At 69.7% G+C, this 14,641-nt stretch carries 15 protein-coding genes; 4 read left to right on the top strand and 11 right to left on the bottom strand.

All coding sequences use genetic code 11. The annotated features are described in order from the left end of the window. Window positions 1-12 precede the first annotated feature (12 nt). Both ACZ5KV_RS14860 and uvrB read right to left on the bottom strand, forming a co-directional pair. Window positions 13-1,044 (bottom strand): potassium channel family protein, encoded by a 1,032-nt coding sequence (locus ACZ5KV_RS14860; RefSeq protein WP_464241848.1) that lies wholly within the window; start codon window positions 1,042-1,044, stop codon window positions 13-15. Window positions 1,045-1,154: 110 nt separating this feature from the next. Then, window positions 1,155-3,170 carry an excinuclease ABC subunit UvrB gene (gene uvrB, locus ACZ5KV_RS14855; RefSeq protein WP_464241847.1) on the bottom strand — a complete coding sequence of 672 codons (2,016 nt, stop codon included), beginning with the start codon at window positions 3,168-3,170 and terminating at the stop codon, window positions 1,155-1,157. 220 nt (window positions 3,171-3,390) lie between these two features. On the opposite strand from uvrB, the gene ACZ5KV_RS14850 reads away from it, so the two are divergent. After that, entirely contained in the window at window positions 3,391-3,825 is a 435-nt protein-coding gene (locus ACZ5KV_RS14850) for a MarR family winged helix-turn-helix transcriptional regulator (protein ID WP_464240065.1), read from the top strand. A gap of 142 nt (window positions 3,826-3,967) precedes the next feature. Beyond that, complete coding sequence (locus ACZ5KV_RS14845) at window positions 3,968-4,447, top strand: hypothetical protein (RefSeq protein WP_464240064.1); 480 nt, start codon at window positions 3,968-3,970, stop codon at window positions 4,445-4,447. A gap of 175 nt (window positions 4,448-4,622) precedes the next feature. Here ACZ5KV_RS14845 and aat read toward each other — a convergent pair whose 3' ends face one another. The 4 genes from aat to ACZ5KV_RS14825 all read right to left on the bottom strand — a co-directional run bounded on the left by aat (window position 4,623) and on the right by ACZ5KV_RS14825 (window position 8,944). After that, a complete protein-coding gene (aat, locus tag ACZ5KV_RS14840) occupies window positions 4,623-5,333 on the bottom strand; it encodes a leucyl/phenylalanyl-tRNA--protein transferase (protein ID WP_464240063.1) in 711 nt (236 codons plus the stop codon). A 207-nt stretch (window positions 5,334-5,540) separates the two neighbouring features. After that, on the bottom strand, window positions 5,541-7,841 hold the full coding sequence (gene clpA, locus ACZ5KV_RS14835) for an ATP-dependent Clp protease ATP-binding subunit ClpA (RefSeq protein ID WP_464240062.1): 2,301 nt from the start codon (window positions 7,839-7,841) through the stop codon (window positions 5,541-5,543). Beyond that, a complete protein-coding gene (locus ACZ5KV_RS14830; RefSeq protein WP_464240061.1) occupies window positions 7,842-8,153 on the bottom strand; it encodes an ATP-dependent Clp protease adaptor ClpS in 312 nt (103 codons plus the stop codon). It abuts the gene before it with no gap. A 164-nt stretch (window positions 8,154-8,317) separates the two neighbouring features. Further along, window positions 8,318-8,944: a class IV adenylate cyclase gene (locus ACZ5KV_RS14825; protein ID WP_464240060.1), complete on the bottom strand. Its 627-nt coding sequence runs from the start codon at window positions 8,942-8,944 to the stop codon at window positions 8,318-8,320. Window positions 8,945-9,033: 89 nt separating this feature from the next. Between ACZ5KV_RS14825 and ACZ5KV_RS14820 the strand changes: the two genes are divergently transcribed. Both ACZ5KV_RS14820 and ACZ5KV_RS14815 read left to right on the top strand, forming a co-directional pair. Beyond that, window positions 9,034-9,411, top strand: a complete 378-nt coding sequence (locus tag ACZ5KV_RS14820) for a fluoride efflux transporter FluC (protein WP_464240059.1) — start codon at window positions 9,034-9,036, stop codon at window positions 9,409-9,411. A gap of 20 nt (window positions 9,412-9,431) precedes the next feature. Beyond that, complete coding sequence (locus ACZ5KV_RS14815; RefSeq protein ID WP_464240058.1) at window positions 9,432-9,779, top strand: DUF190 domain-containing protein; 348 nt, start codon at window positions 9,432-9,434, stop codon at window positions 9,777-9,779. Here ACZ5KV_RS14815 and ACZ5KV_RS14810 read toward each other — a convergent pair. The 5 genes from ACZ5KV_RS14810 to ACZ5KV_RS14790 all read right to left on the bottom strand — a co-directional run bounded on the left by ACZ5KV_RS14810 (window position 9,776) and on the right by ACZ5KV_RS14790 (window position 14,610). Then, on the bottom strand, window positions 9,776-10,849 hold the full coding sequence (locus tag ACZ5KV_RS14810) for a protein-glutamate methylesterase/protein-glutamine glutaminase (RefSeq protein WP_464240057.1): 1,074 nt from the start codon (window positions 10,847-10,849) through the stop codon (window positions 9,776-9,778). The genes ACZ5KV_RS14815 and ACZ5KV_RS14810 overlap by 4 nt on opposite strands. 13 nt (window positions 10,850-10,862) lie before the next feature. Then, a complete protein-coding gene (locus tag ACZ5KV_RS14805; RefSeq protein ID WP_464241846.1) occupies window positions 10,863-11,675 on the bottom strand; it encodes a CheR family methyltransferase in 813 nt (270 codons plus the stop codon). 67 nt (window positions 11,676-11,742) lie between these two features. After that, window positions 11,743-13,866, bottom strand: a complete 2,124-nt coding sequence (locus ACZ5KV_RS14800; RefSeq protein WP_464240056.1) for a chemotaxis protein CheA — start codon at window positions 13,864-13,866, stop codon at window positions 11,743-11,745. Between the two features lie 54 nt (window positions 13,867-13,920). Continuing rightward, window positions 13,921-14,283: a response regulator gene (locus tag ACZ5KV_RS14795; RefSeq protein ID WP_464240055.1), complete on the bottom strand. Its 363-nt coding sequence runs from the start codon at window positions 14,281-14,283 to the stop codon at window positions 13,921-13,923. 3 nt (window positions 14,284-14,286) lie between these two features. Continuing rightward, window positions 14,287-14,610 carry an STAS domain-containing protein gene (locus tag ACZ5KV_RS14790; protein WP_464240054.1) on the bottom strand — a complete coding sequence of 108 codons (324 nt, stop codon included), beginning with the start codon at window positions 14,608-14,610 and terminating at the stop codon, window positions 14,287-14,289. Window positions 14,611-14,641 lie beyond the last annotated feature (31 nt).

Raw genomic sequence — 14,641 nt, 5'->3', positions numbered from 1 at the left:
GCCCGCGCGGGGCTAGCTGGTGATTTCCCACAGTCCTTGCAGGCCTTCGTCGCCGCCCACGGCCAGCAAGGTGTCCCCGGCCTGCATTTCCAGCGTCGCCGGTGGGTTGAAGAGCATCTGCCCGTCGGCGCGCTTGATGGCGATGACGATGACGTTGAAGCGCTGGCGGATCTTGGAATCGATGAGGTTCACCCCCGCCAGTTCCGAACGCTCGGAGATGGGCAGCTCCTCCATGGTCAGGTCCAGCCCGTTGCCCGCGGCCGTCAGCTCCAGAAAGCTCGTCACCGTGGGCCGGATGACGGACTGGGCCATGCGCACGCCGCCCAGGGTGTGCGGCAGCATGACGCGGTCGGCCCCGGCGCGCTCCAGGCGGTGGATGTGCGACTCCTCGTTGGCCCGGGCCACGATATGCAGGCCGGGGTTCATCTGCCGCGCGGTGAGCGTCACGTAGACGTTGGCCGCCTCGGAGGACAGGGCCGCGATGAGCGACTTGGCCCGCTCGATGCCCGCCCGGCGCAGCACGTCGTCGTCCGTGGCGTCGCCGTGGACGAAGAGCACGTCGTCGTCCTCCATGCGCCGCACCAGGGCGTCCTCCTTCTCCACGCAGACCACGGGCAGGCCCTCGCGCACGATCTCGCGCACGGCGATGGAGCCGATGCGCCCGTAGCCGCAGACGATGATATGCCGGTGCTGCTTGTCGATGGCGCGCTGCAATCTGTGCCTCCCCCAGATGGTTTGGATGCGCCCCTCCACGAGGATCTGGGTGAAGGAGCCGATGAGGAACGCGAAGTTGCCCACCCCGAGCAGGATGAGCACGCTGGTCAGCACCATGCCGTCGTCGGACAGGGGCCGGACCTCCTCGAAGCCCACGGTGGCCAGGGTGATGAGCACCATGTAGAAGCTTTCGAGGTAGCTCCAGCCCTCCACGGCCATGTAGCCGTAGACGCCGGCGAAGAACAGCACCAGCAGGGACACCAGCCCGCTGAGCAGCGGCCACAGGGCGCCGTAGCGCCGCTGGAGGCGGCGCAGCCGGGGCCAGCCCACGGCCTTGCGGCGCCGGGCCTCGGGGCGGCGCCGGGGCCCCCGGGCCGCGCGGGCGGCGGGGGGCGGCACGGGCGGCACGCCCGGGGCGGGCGGGGCGGCGGGCAACGGGCTCACAGGGCCCTCATGAGCTCGCGCAGCTCGGCAATGCGGTCGCGCAGGCGCGCGGCGGTTTCAAATTCCAGCTCCCGGGCGGCGGCGCGCATTTCGCGCTCCAGGCGCTTGATCTCGGCGGCCAGGGCCTTGGCGTCGCCCGGCGCGGCCGGGGCGGCGGCGCGGCGTTCCTCCTCCTGCTGCCCGGCGTAGAGCGCCTCGAGCACGTTGTCCATTTCCTTGCGGATGGTTTGAGGCGTGATGCCGTGCTCGGCGTTGAATTGCGTCTGCACCGCGCGGCGGCGGGCGGTTTCGTCCATGGCTTCGCGCATGGAGCGGGTCACCGTGTCGGCGTAGAGGATCACGCGGCCCTTGGTGTTGCGCGCGGCGCGCCCGAAGGTCTGGACCAGGGAACGCGTGCTGCGCAAAAAGCCTTCCTTGTCCGCGTCGAGGATGGCGACCAGGGTCACCTCGGGGATGTCCAGCCCCTCGCGCAGCAGGTTGATGCCCACGAGCACGTCGAAGGCGCCCTGGCGCAGGGCCTGGATGATGGCCACGCGTTCCAGGGTGTCGATGTCCGAGTGCAGGTAACGCGTGGCCACGCCCATTTTCTGGAGGTATTCCGTCAGGTCCTCGGCCATGCGCTTGGTCAGGGTGGTGATCAGCACGCGCTCGCCCGCGTCGCGCCGGGCGCGGCATTCGGCCATGAGGTCGTCCACCTGGCCGCGCGTGGGGCGCACCTCCACCTCGGGGTCCACCAGCCCGGTGGGGCGGATGATCTGCTCCACCACCAGCCCCTGGGCGCGCTCCAGTTCCCAGGGCCCGGGCGTGGCCGAAACGTAGACCGTCTGGTGCTGGCGGGCCAGGAACTCCTCGAAGGTCAGGGGCCGGTTGTCCAGAGCCGAGGGCAGGCGGAAGCCGAAGTCCACCAGGGTCGTCTTGCGCGAGCGGTCGCCGTTGGACATGCCCCCGATCTGCGGCACGGCCACGTGGGATTCGTCGATGAACATCAAAGCGTCGTCGGGCAGGTAGTCGAGCAGCGTGTGCGGCGGCTCGCCGGGGGCCCGCCCGTCCAGAAAGCGCGAGTAGTTCTCGATGCCGTTGCAGTAGCCCAGTTCGTCGATCATCTCCAGGTCGAGCTGGGTGCGCTGCTCCAGGCGCTGGGCCTCCACGAGCATGTTGCGCTCCTGGAACCAGACCAGCCGCCCGCGCAGTTCGTCGCGGATGTCGCCCATGGCGCGCTCGAGGTTGGTGCGGTCGGAAACATAGTGGCTGGCCGGGAAGATCAGCGTCTTGGGCACCGCGCCGAGCACTTCCCCGGTCACCGGGTCGGTCTCGGTCACGCGGTCGATCTCGTCGCCGAAGAACTCCACGCGCAGGGCCTTCTGGCTGCTGTAGGCGGGCAGAAGCTCCAGCACGTCGCCCCGGATGCGGAAGGTGCCGCGGTGGAAGTCGTAGTCGTTGCGCTCGTAGTGGATTTCCACCAGCCGCTCCACCAGCCGGTCGCGCGACATGCGCTGGCCGGGCTCCAGGGGCACGACCATGCGCGAGTAGTATTCCGGCGAGCCCAGGCCGTAGATGCACGACACCGAGGCCACGATGAGCACGTCGCGGCGGGTCAGCAGCGCGTGGGTGGCGCTGTGGCGCAGCTTCTCGATCTCGTCGTTGATGGACGAGTCCTTCTCAATGTAGGTGTCGGAGTGCGGCAGGTAGGCTTCGGGCTGGTAGTAGTCGTAATAGCTGACGAAATATTCCACGGCGTTGGCCGGGAAGAGCTGGCGGAACTCGTTGAAAAGCTGGGCGGCCAGGGTCTTGTTCGGCGCCAGGATCAGGGCCGGGCGCTGCACGGCCTCCACGACCTTGGCCATGGTGAAGGTCTTGCCCGAGCCGGTGACGCCGAGCAGGACCTGATCGTGCACCCCCTGGCCGAGGTTGGTCACCAGCTCGCCGATGGCCTGGGGCTGGTCGCCGCAGGGCGCAAAAGGGCTGTGGATGCGAAAGGGGATGTCGTGGGAGACGTTGTCGCGCGAGGGCATGGGGCCGAACATACGCGCCCGGGGGGCGGAGGTAAACCGTTTCCCACGCCGGGCGGCGGGGGGCGGCCCGGGCATGGGGCGCCCCGGGGCGCCCGGGACGCGGCCGGGGCCGAAATCGCGGCCAGCACCAGGGCCAGGCCCGCGCGCCACGGCGCCCCACCCGCCCGCGCGCGGCATTTTCCCCTTGACTGACACTTTGATATCAAACTATCATTCCGGCATGATCCATCCCACAGTGGTGAGCATGGTCGCGGCCATCCGGCGCCGGGCCAACGAATACATGCTCAGGCAACTGGCGGACCAGGGCCTGGAGGGTCTCGGCCCGTCCCATGCGGGCATCCTCGGCCGGCTGTTCCAGCACGGCGACATGGCCATGGCCCAGATCGCCGCCGCCATCCGGCGCGACAAGTCCACGGTCACCACCCTGGTGCGCAAGCTGGAGGCCATGGGCTACGTCGCGCGGCGCAAGGCGCCGGACGACGCGCGCAAGAGCCTCATCTCCCTGACGCCCAAAGGTCGCGCCCTGCGCCCGAGCTACGAGCGCATCATCCGCGAACTGACGGACCTGGCCCTGACGGGCCTGGACGCCGAGGAGCGCCGTACGCTCATGGCCCTGCTGCAACGGGTGCGCAACAACCTGAGCCAGCCCCGCTAGCCGCCGCGCGCGGCCCGCCCGCCCGCAAGGCCGCACCGGGGCTTCACAGCGGCGCCGTTGTGGCGTAGACAAGGAGCACTCCGGGCCGCCTCCGGGCGCCGTGCGCCCCCGCCCCTCCCCCGCGACCATCCGAGGTGCCGTCATGCAGATCCACAGCGTTGCCTCCGAACGCCCCCTGCCCGCCGACCGGGCCTATGTCCTGACCATGACCATCAAGACCTTCAAGGGCCGCCGCGACGTGAAGGTCCACCTGTTCCGCCCGGTGGCCGACGAGGCCGAGTTCGCGGCCTACGCCTGGGCCAACCTGCTGGGCGACGCCATCGAGCCCGGCCACGACGACCCCGAAGGCAGCAAACGCGTGCTGCTGGAAGCCTTCACCAGAGCCGAACGCGACCAGGCCCTGGCCTACATCCAGGAGCGCTACGCCGAGCGCGTGTCCGAAGTCACGGCGCGGCCCATGAGCTTCCCCATCCCCAAGGGCCTCGTGCCCCTCTCGGCCATCCCCGAGGGCAAGAGCATCGGCGTCATCCGCCTCTCGGACCTGCCCAACTATCCCCTGCCCTTCCCCATGCACGGCCTCTACGACCTCTCCCAGCACGCCCCGCTGCTGGACGAAGGGTAGGCACGCAGCCGCGCGGGCGCCGGAACAAACCCCCAGCCCCGCGCCCAGGAAGCAGGTGCGCGAATCAAAGCCCCCCGCCGGAAATCCGGCGGGGGGCTTTTGGCAATGTGCCCCGCAGTCGGGTATTCCCGGTGTCTGCCGCGAAGCCAGCGCCCAGCCCTGCCCAAAGATCCCCTCACCCCAGCGGGTCGAAATCCCGGGGCGGGGTCCAGGCGTCGGGGGCGGGGCGGGCGGTGCGCAGGTGGGTCAGGTGGGCCAGAAAGCGCGCACGGGGCATTTCCGTGGCGCCGAAGCGCAGCATGTGGCGGGTGGTCTGCTGGCAGTCGATGAGGCCGTAGCCCCAGCGGGCCAGCAGGCGCGCGAGGTGGACGAAGGCGGCCTTGGATGCGTCGGGCGCGGTGTGGAACATGGATTCGCCGAAAAACATCCGCCCCAGGGCCACGCCGTAGACGCCGCCCGCCAGGGAGCCGTCGGTGGCCCAGGCCTCGGCGCTGTGGGCCGCGCCCAGGGCGTGCAGGCGCACGTAGGCCTCGATCATCTCGGGCATCAGCCAGGTGCCCTGGGCGTCCGGGCGCGGGGTCCGCGCGCAGGCGCGGATGACCCGGGCGAAGGCCCGGTCGATGGTCACGGCATAGGTCCGCCGCCGCAGGGTCCGCGCCAGGGAGCGCGGCACGTGCAGCGCCTCGGGCGCCAGCACGCAACGCGGGTCCGGCGACCACCACAGGATGGGGTCGCCGGGGCCGTACCAGGGGAAAATGCCTTGGGAATAGGCGCGCAGCAGGCGCCCGGGGGCCAGGTCGCCGCCGAAGGCCAGCAGCCCGTCGGCCCCGGCGCCCGCAGGGTTCGGGAACCAGTCCTCCCCGGGGGGGATGAACTCGATGGTCACGGCCCGGCCTCCGGAGGCACCGGGGGCCAAGCCCCTGCCCGGCGGCTTTGCGCCCGCCCCGGGCCGGGCAAAGCCCACGCCGCCGGGTCGACCGCACACCGGCGCACACCGCACGGCCAAGGGGCCACGGACGCGGCCACGCGGCGCGCGCGACTCATGGCCTTCGGGCTCCGACAACCAGCGCGGGCATCGCGGCGCCCTCCCCGCCTAGCCGGGCAGCCGGAAACGCAGGGCCCCGCCGCCGCCCGCCGCGCCCTTGCGCGGGGCCTCCACCACCACCTCGCCGCCCGAGCGCAGGGCGCCGAAGAGGATTTCGTCGGCCAGCGGGTCTTCCACTTCCTTCTGAATAAGCCGCCCCAGGGGCCGCGCGCCGAACTGGTTGTCGTAGCCCCGCCCGGCCAGCCAGGCCCGGGCGCCCGAGGTCAGGCGGATGCTCACGCGCCGCTCGGCCATGCGCCGGTTCAGGTCGGCCATGAACTTGTCCACCACGCGCTCCATGATCTCCGGCGTCAGGTTGCGGAAGGGCACCACGGCGTCCAGCCGGTTGCGGAACTCGGGGGAGAATATCTTCTCCACGGCCTTCAGGCTCAGGTCGCTGCGGTCCTCCACGGCCTGGGCGCCGAAGCCCAGGGACTTGCCGCTCATCTCCCAGGCGCCCGCGTTGGAGGTCATGAGCACGACGACGTGGGAGAAGTCCGCCTTGCGCCCGTTGTTGTCGGTCAGCGTGGCGTAGTCCATCACCTGGAGCAGGATGTTGAACACGTCGGGGTGGGCCTTCTCGATTTCGTCGAGCAGCAGCACGGTGTGCGGGTTCTTGCGCACGGCGTCGGTGAGCAGGCCGCCCTGGTCGAAGCCCACGTAGCCCGGGGGCGCGCCGATGAGCCGCGACACGGCGTGCTTCTCCATGTACTCGCTCATGTCGAAGCGCAGGAAGCCGATGCCCAGGCAGGCCGCGAGCTGGCGGGCCAGCTCGGTCTTGCCCACGCCAGTGGGCCCCACGAGCAGGAAGCTGCCCACGGGCCGCCCCACCGGGCGCATGCCCGCGCGCGAGCGCTTGATGGAGCGCGCCAGGGTCGTCACGGCGTCGTCCTGCCCGAAGACCACGGCCTTCAGCTCCGCGTCGAGGTTGCGCAGGCGCTCGCGGTCCGACGTGGAGATGCGCTCGGAGGGGATGCGGGCCATGCGCGCGATGACCTCCTCGATGTCCTCGGGGCGGATGGCGTCGTCCTTGCGGCGCCGGGGCCGCAGGGTGTAGGCCGCGCCCGCCTCGTCGATAACGTCGATGGCCTTGTCGGGCAGGAAGCGGTCGGGCAGGTGGCGCGCCGACAGCTCGGCGGCGGCCTTGAGAGCGCCCAGGGTGTAGTGCACCCCGTGGTGCTCCTCGTAGTGCGTGCGCAGGCCCTTGAGAATCTCCACCGTGTCGGCCACGCTGGGCTCGGTCACGTCGATCTTCTGGAAGCGCCGCGACAGGGCGCGGTCCTTCTCGAAGTGGTTCTTGTACTCCTCGTAGGTGGTGGAGCCGATGCAGCGCAGCTTGCCCGAGGCCAGCACGGGCTTCAGGATGTTCGAGGCGTCCATGGTGCCGCCGGTGGTGGCCCCGGCGCCGACCATGGTGTGGATTTCGTCGGCAAAGAGGATGGAACCCGGGATGGCCAGCAGTTCCTTGATGACGCCCTTGAGCCGGGCCTCGAAGTCGCCGCGGTACTTGGTGCCCGCCAGCAGGGCGCCCATGTCCAGGGAAAAGACGCGCGTGTCCTTGAAGCTGTCGGGCACGTCGCCCTCGTGGATGCGCAGGGCGAGCCCCTCGGCCAGGGCCGTTTTGCCCACGCCGGGGTCGCCCACGAAGAGCGGGTTGTTCTTGCGGCGGCGCGAGAGCACCTGCACCGTGCGGTGGATTTCGGAGTCGCGGCCGATGAGCGGGTCGATCTCGCCCTGGCGCGCGCGGGCCGAAAGGTCCACGGTGAACTGATCGAGCATGGAGCCGCCCTCGGGGGCTTCGGCGGCCTTGCCCGGCCCGGCTTCCCGGCCCGGCAAGGGCGCGCCGGGGGGCCGTTCCCAGCCCGGCCCGGGGCCGCTCGCGCCGCCCATGCCGTGGGCGATGTACTCCAGGATGTCCAGGCGCGACACGCCGTGGGATTTCAGAAAATACACGGCGTAGGAGTCGTCCTCCTCGAACAGCGCAGCCAGCACGTCGCCCACGCGCACCTCGTCGCGCCCGGCGGACTGGATCTGCAATATGGCCCGCTGGAGCACGCGCTGCACGCCCAGCGTCTGCACCACGTCCGCCGCAGCGTCGTCGGGCAGGATCTCCATATGATCGATGAAGAAGCGCTCCAACTGATGCTTCAGGCGGATGACGTTGACCCCGCAGTTGACGAGGATGTCGCGCCCGCTTTCCTCCAGGAGCACGCCATAGAGCAGATGCTCCAGGGTCAGGTACTCGTGGCTGCGGCGCTTCACTTCCTTGACGGCGGAACTCAGCACTGTCTCAAGCTGCTTGGAGAGCATTTACACCTCTTCCATGGTACATTTCAGGGGAAACCCCTCGCTGGCCGCCCGCTGGCGCACCACGGCCACCTTGGTCTCCGCGACTTCCACGGTATAGATGCCGCATACGCCGACGCCGTCGTGATGCACCCGGAGCATGATCTCCATGGCCTCGGCCTCGGTCTTGCGGAACACCTCGCGCAGAATCTCCACGACGAACTCCATGGTCGTGTAGTCGTCGTTGTGCAGCAGCACCTTGCATTTTCGCGGCTCGCGGACCTCATCGTCCACGTAGACCCCGGGCTCCCCGGGGCGGGAAAACGGATTGGGCACGTCTGCGGCTCCCCCTGGTCCGCGCCCCGGGCGGGCTGCCCCGGACGGTGAAGACTCCTGGTCGTTGCATACAATTACGGGAAATCAGGCCCGGGGTAAAGGGGCCCGCCCCGCTCCACCACAGTAAGATTCCCGGCGGGGTTGTCCAGCGGGCGGCGTGGGATTCAGGCGCCGGGAGTGCCGGACGCGCCGGAGGGATCGGAGGGATCGGACCCGCCGGGGAACTCCGGGGCCGCCCCCGGGGCGAAGGTGAAGCCGGCCTCGGCGGGCAGGCCCCGGGCGGCGCGGTGGGCGCGGTTCAGCTCATGGTAACTGGCGGAAGAGGCAGGCAGACGGGCCAGCCCCAAGGCGGCGGCCACCCCGGCCAGGGCTTCGGGCGGCCCCTCGACCTCCACGAAATCGCCGAAGGGCAGGCGGTCGAGGCAGACGTGGCAGTCGCCCAGGGCCCACTCCTCGCGCAATTTCTCGTACACGCAGGCCACCTCCAGCCCCAGAGCCGCCAGGGCAACCCGCAGGGGCCCGAGGTCGGCCACCTCGGTCTCGTGCTCGCGCAGGGCCTTGACCCCGGCGGGCGCCGGGGCCTCGGGCGGCAGCTTGACGGTCAGCAGGTTGCGCCCGTCCGCGCGCAGGCGTATGAGGATACCTCGGGCGCGCAGGCCGCGCCCGGGGTCGTCGTAGACCTCGTTGCGCTCGCGGCGCCGCGCCAGACGCCGGGCCCCGGCCGCACGCAGGGCGGCGGCCACGGCGTCCAGGTTCGCGTCCAGGTATTTGATTTCGGTTTCCAGCGGCATGGTCGTCCCCCGGCGGCGGCCTGCGGCGCGCCCCGGCCCGAGGGTATACCGCCCGGCCCGAAACCGCAAACGCCCCCGGAGGGCCCGCCATGGAAAAACTCGCACTGCTCGGCCTGGCCGGAGCCCTGGGCGCCCTGTCGCGCTACGGGCTGGCCGGGCTGGTGCAGCGCCTGGCCGGAGGGGCGTTCCCGGCGGGCACCTTCGTGGTCAATCTGGTGGGCTGCCTGCTCTTCGGGCTGGCCTGGGGCCTGCTGGAAGACCGCACAGGCCTGGGGCCCCAGGCCCGGGCCGTGGTGCTCACGGGCTTTCTGGGCGCCTTCACCACCTTTTCCACCTTCATGTTCGAAAGCGCGGCCCTGCTCCGCTCCAGCCAGTGGGCCTACGCCCTGCTGAACATCGGCGGGCAGAACCTGCTGGGCCTGGGCTGCCTGCTGGCCGGGCTGGCCCTGGCCCGGCTGGTGCCGTAAGCCGCGCGGGAGGAAACGCCATGAAGCTGCCGACCCAGGCCGAACGCCTGCGCATCTACACCGGCGAGAGCGACACCTCGGGCGGGCGCCCGTTGCACGAGATCATCGTGGAGGAGGCCCGGCGGCGCGGGCTGGCCGGGGCCACCGTGCTGCGCGGGGTGATCGGCTTCGGGGCCAACAGCCGCGTGCGCACGGCCAAGATACTGCGCCTGTCCGAAGACCTGCCCATGGTCACCGAAATCGTGGACGCCCCGGAGAAGATCGACGCCTTCCTGCCCCTGCTGGACGGCCTGATCCGCGAGGGGCTCGTGGTGCGCGAGCCGGTGCGGGTGCTCGTCTACCGCCACAACGACGGCGCCAAGGGCTAGCCCGCCGCGCGGCGCACGGCCTCGGGGGCGATGCGCTCCAGGGGCAGGATCTTGTCCACCCCCCCGGCCTTCACGGCCTCGCCGGGCATGCCGTAGACCACGCAGGTGGCCTCGTCCTGGGCGATGTTCCAGGCCCCGGCGTCCTTCATTTCCTTCATGCCCACCGCGCCGTCGTCGCCCATGCCGGTCATGATGACCCCGACGATGTTCGGCCCGCCGTAGCGCGCCGCCGAGCGGAAGAGCACGTCCACGCTGGGCCGGTGGCGGCGCACCAGCGGCCCGTCCTTGATTTCCACGTAGTAGCGCGCCCCGCTGCGCTTGAGCAGCATGTGCCGGTTGCCCGGGGCGATGAGCGCCTGGCCGCGCAGCACGGTGTCGTTGTCCGCCGCCTCCTTGACGGTGATGCGGCAGATGCCGTCCAGGCGCTTGGCAAAGGCTGCGGTGAACATCTCGGGCATGTGCTGGACGATGACGATGCCCGGGCAGTCCATGGGCATGGCTTCCAGGAACTCGCGCAGGGCCTCGGTGCCGCCGGTGGAGGCGCCCACGGCGATGATCTTCTCGGTGGTTTGCAGGGTCGTGGGCCGGGGGGCCGGGCCGGAGATGACCGCATCGGCCGAGAGCTTGGGCTGCACCTCCATGCGCGGGGCGGCGAGCTTGCGCAGGTTGGCCCGGGCGGCGGCCTTCACGGCGTCGGTGATGCGGATGCGCGACTCCTCCAGGAACTGGCGCGTGCCCAGGCGCGGCTTCTGGATGATGTCCACCGCGCCGTATTCCAGAGCGCGCATCAGGGTCTCGGAGCCCTGCTCCGTCAGCGTGGAGCACATGACCACCGGGATGGGGTGCTGGCTCATGATCTTGCGCAGGAAGGTCAGCCCGTCCATGCGCGGCATTTCCACATCCAGGGTGATGACATCGGGCGCGACCTGCTCCATGCGCTTGGCGGCGACGAACGGGTCCCCGGCGGTGCCCACCACCTCGATGTCCGGATCCGCATCCAGAATTTCGGCCATGGTGTTGCGCACCACGGCCGAATCGTCCACCACCAGCACCTTGATCTTTTGGGACATACAGCCTCCGCCCCTAGGGCTTGCGATAGATGGTGGGCGCAGCCTGGGCCAGGGGCAGGGCCATGCCCGCGAGGCTTTCGGAATGCCCGATGAACAGGTGGCCGCCGGAACGCAGGGTCTGGCAGAAGCGCGAAAGCAGGTCGTGCTGGGTGGGCTTGTCGAAGTAGATGATGACGTTGCGGCAGAAGATGATGTCGTGCGGCTCGCGGAATCCGAATTCCTCCATGAAGTTCAGCCAGCGGAACTCCACGCAGCGGCGCAGCTCGGGGACGAGGCGCACCTGGCGGCGCGCCCTGTCCTTGCTGCGCATGAAGTACTTGCGCAGCATGGCCTCGGGCACGCCCCGGGCCTGATCCTCGGTGTAGATGGCCGCGTGGGCTTTCTGGAGCACCTGGCGCGAAATGTCCGTGGCCACGATCCCGAAGCGGAAGTCGGGGTTGGCCTCGCGGAACTCGCTGAAAACCATGGCCAGGGTGTAGGGCTCCGCGCCGATGGAGCAGCCCGCGCTCCACACGCGCAGGGGGCGCCCGCGGTGCCGGGAATGCCACTCCGGCAGCACCCGCGCGCTCAGGAACTCGAAATGCTTGGGCTCGCGGAAGAAGTCCGTGGTGTTGGTGGTCACCTGATCGATGAGGTGGCGCAGTTCGGAATCCAGCCCCTGGGGGCTGAACAGGAACTCGCTGTACTCGGCGTAGTTCGAAAAGCCCAGGGCCCGCAGGCGTTTTTGCAGCCGCGCCTCCAGCATGGTCTTCTTGGTGGGCGGCAGCTTGATGCCGCACTCGCGGCCGATGAACTCGGCAAAGCGCTGGAAGTCCTTGTCGGACATGCTCCGGTTCACGGACTGCTCGCCGGAGGCCACGCGGCCCTTGGCCGCCCCGCCGTTCACGGGTGCCTCACGCCCGGGCCTCGGCGGCGATGCGCACCAGCCGGGGCACGTCCAGAATAAGGGCCATGGAACCGTCGCCCTTGATGGTGGCGCCGGACAGGCCCTGCACGTCGCGGTACACGCGGCCCAGGGTCTTGATGACCGTCTGGTGCTCGCCGATGACGTGATCGACCACGATGCCCACCCGCTGGCCCTCCACGCCGGTGACCACGATCTGCTCGATCTCCGGCGGGGCGCCGGGGATGGCGAACCAGTCGCGCAGCCGCAGATAGGGCACGATGGCCCCGCGCAGGTTGAGCACCTGCTGCTCGCGGCGGCGCTCCTCCGGGCTCTGGATCAACTCCACGCACTCCTCCACCAGCGACAGGGGCACCACGTAGAACTCGTTTTGCACCTGGACCTGGAGGCCGTCGATGATGGCCAGGGTCAGCGGCAGGCGCACGGTAATGGTCGTGCCCACGCCCTTCTCGCTGTCCACGTCGATGGAGCCGCGCAGGGCGTCGATGCCGCGCTTGACCACGTCCATGCCCACCCCGCGCCCGGAGACGCTGGTGACCTTCTGGGCCGTGGAAAAGCCCGGGGCGAAGATCAGGTTGAAGATTTCCTTGTCCGTCAGGTCGGCGTCCTTGGCGATGAGCCCGCGCTCCACGCCCTTGGCGCGCAGGGCGGCGGGGTCCATGCCCTTGCCGTCGTCGCGGATGGTGATGAGCACCTCGCCGCCGGAGTGCTCGGCGGACAGAAGAATCTCGCCGCAGGGGTTCTTGCCCGCGGCGCGGCGCACGTCCGGCGGCTCCACGCCGTGGTCGATGCTGTTGCGCAGCAGGTGCACCAGCGGGTCGTTCAGCCGCTCGATGACGGTCTTGTCCAGTTCGGTCTCGGCGCCCTTGGTCTGGAGTTCGATCTGCTTGCCCAACTCGGCGGACAGGTCGCGCACCAGGCGGCGGAACTTGGAGAAGGTCGTGCCGATGGGCAGCATGCGCACGGACAGGGTCGAATCGCGCAGTTCGTCGGACAGGCGCTCCAGCTCCTCGGCCAGGGTGGTCAGTTCCTGGTCGCCCCGGGTGCTGACCATCTGGGAAATCTGAGCCTGGACGATGACCAGCTCGCCCACCAGGTCCACCAGATCGTCGAGCTTGTCGGCCGCCACGCGGATGCTCGACGCCGTGGCCTGCTCGTCGCGGTCCTTGCGGATGCGCCGCACGGCGGCTTGCTCGGCCAGGGCCGATTCCACGTTTTCGCGCGACACCACGCCGGATTCGGCCAGCATGTCGCCCAGGCGCGGCTGTTCGCCGAGCACGCGGCGCAGGTCGTCGGCGGCAATGTCCCCGCGCTCCACCAGAATCTCGCCCAGGCGCTTGTAGGTCGAGTCGCCCTCCAGGGCGCCCAGGGTGTCGATGACCTGAATGGTCACCTCGCAGTCGTCCTCCACGAAGATGAACACGTCGCGGATGGCGTCCTCGCCCTTGTCGGTGGACAGGATCATGTCCCACCACACGAGGCAGGACTCGGGGTCCAGCTCCGACAGGGGCGGCACGTCGCCGATGTGCGCGGCGACCTGGCTCATGCCCAGTTCGCGCAGTTCGGCCAGCAGGGCCAGGGGGTTGGTGCCGCTGTGCAGGATGTCGTGCCCGGGGCGGATGCGGATGCGGTAGGTCACGGCCTCGGTGTCGCCGGGGCCGACGGCCTCGGGCTCCCTGGCGGCCGAGGGCAGAGGTGCCGCGCCCGCCGGTGCGGCCGCGGCAGCACCCTCCGCGCCGGACAGCCTGCGCAGCCCGGCGATGATGGCTTTGGCCGCCTCGGACCCGGCGCAGGTGCCCGTGGCGTCCTCCAGCAGCTCCAGGATATGGTCGCGGGCCCTCAGGGTCAGGTCCAGCAACTCGCGCGTGACGGGAATCTCCCCGCCCCGGACCTTGTCGAAGGCCGTCTCCACGTCGTGGGTGAAGGTGGCGATGTCGTCGAACCCGAACATGGCGCCGGAGCCCTTGACGGTGTGCATGGCGCGGAACACACGATCGATAAGCTCCTGGTCCCGGGGGTTTTCCTCCAGTTCGAGAAGCGCGGACTCCAATTCGCCCAGGAGGTCGTAGGCCTCTTCCTTGAACGCTTGGCGGTTGATGTCGTCCTGGGGCATGCGGCGGACCTCCCTGCCTGCTTGCCGCGCCCGGGCCGGGCGCGTGCCGGAATGCTAGCGCAGCACCTTCTTGACCACGGCCAGCAACTGATCGGGCTTGAAGGGCTTGACGATCCAGCCCGTGGCCCCGGCGTCCTTGCCGTCCTGTTTCTTGGTGGCCTGGGATTCTGTGGTCAGCATGACGATGGGAATAAACTTGTAGGCCGGGTTGGCCCGGATGTTTTTGATAAGCGAAATGCCGTCCATATTGGGCATGTTCAGGTCGGTGATGACCATCTTGATGGGCCCGGAGAGCTTGGACAGGGCGTCCTTGCCGTCGGAGGCCTCGATGACATCGTATCCGGCGTTCTTCAGCGTGAAGCTCACCATCTGCCGGACGCTGGCGGAATCGTCCACCGTCATGATCAACTGCGACATGGGTTACCCCTTTTTCCAGAAACACTGCTCGTAACTGCCAAGCGACATGCCCGCCTCGTCGGCCAAGTCGGCCACCACCGGGGGCGTGCCCCGGCTGGCCGACAGGCTCTTGCCGCGTTTCCCCATTTCCGCCTGCGTGGCCACGACGAGCTGGAGAAAGGACAGGTCCGCGCTTTCCACGGCGGTCATGTCCAGGTCCAGGTCCTCGAAGCGTTCCAGCGCCTCGGTCAGCGCCTGCTTCATGACTGCGGCATGCTCGATGGTGCACTGGCCCGAAAAGGCCAGGGTTCCCGAAGGGCCGGTGCCGTGCAATTCATACGAAGCCATGCGTCCTCCCGGCGGCGCGCCGCCCGCCCCC

The organism is Desulfocurvus thunnarius, assembly GCF_055390965.1.
Note: the sequence above shows the minus strand (reverse complement) of the source record. Positions and strands in the feature narration are given on the sequence as shown.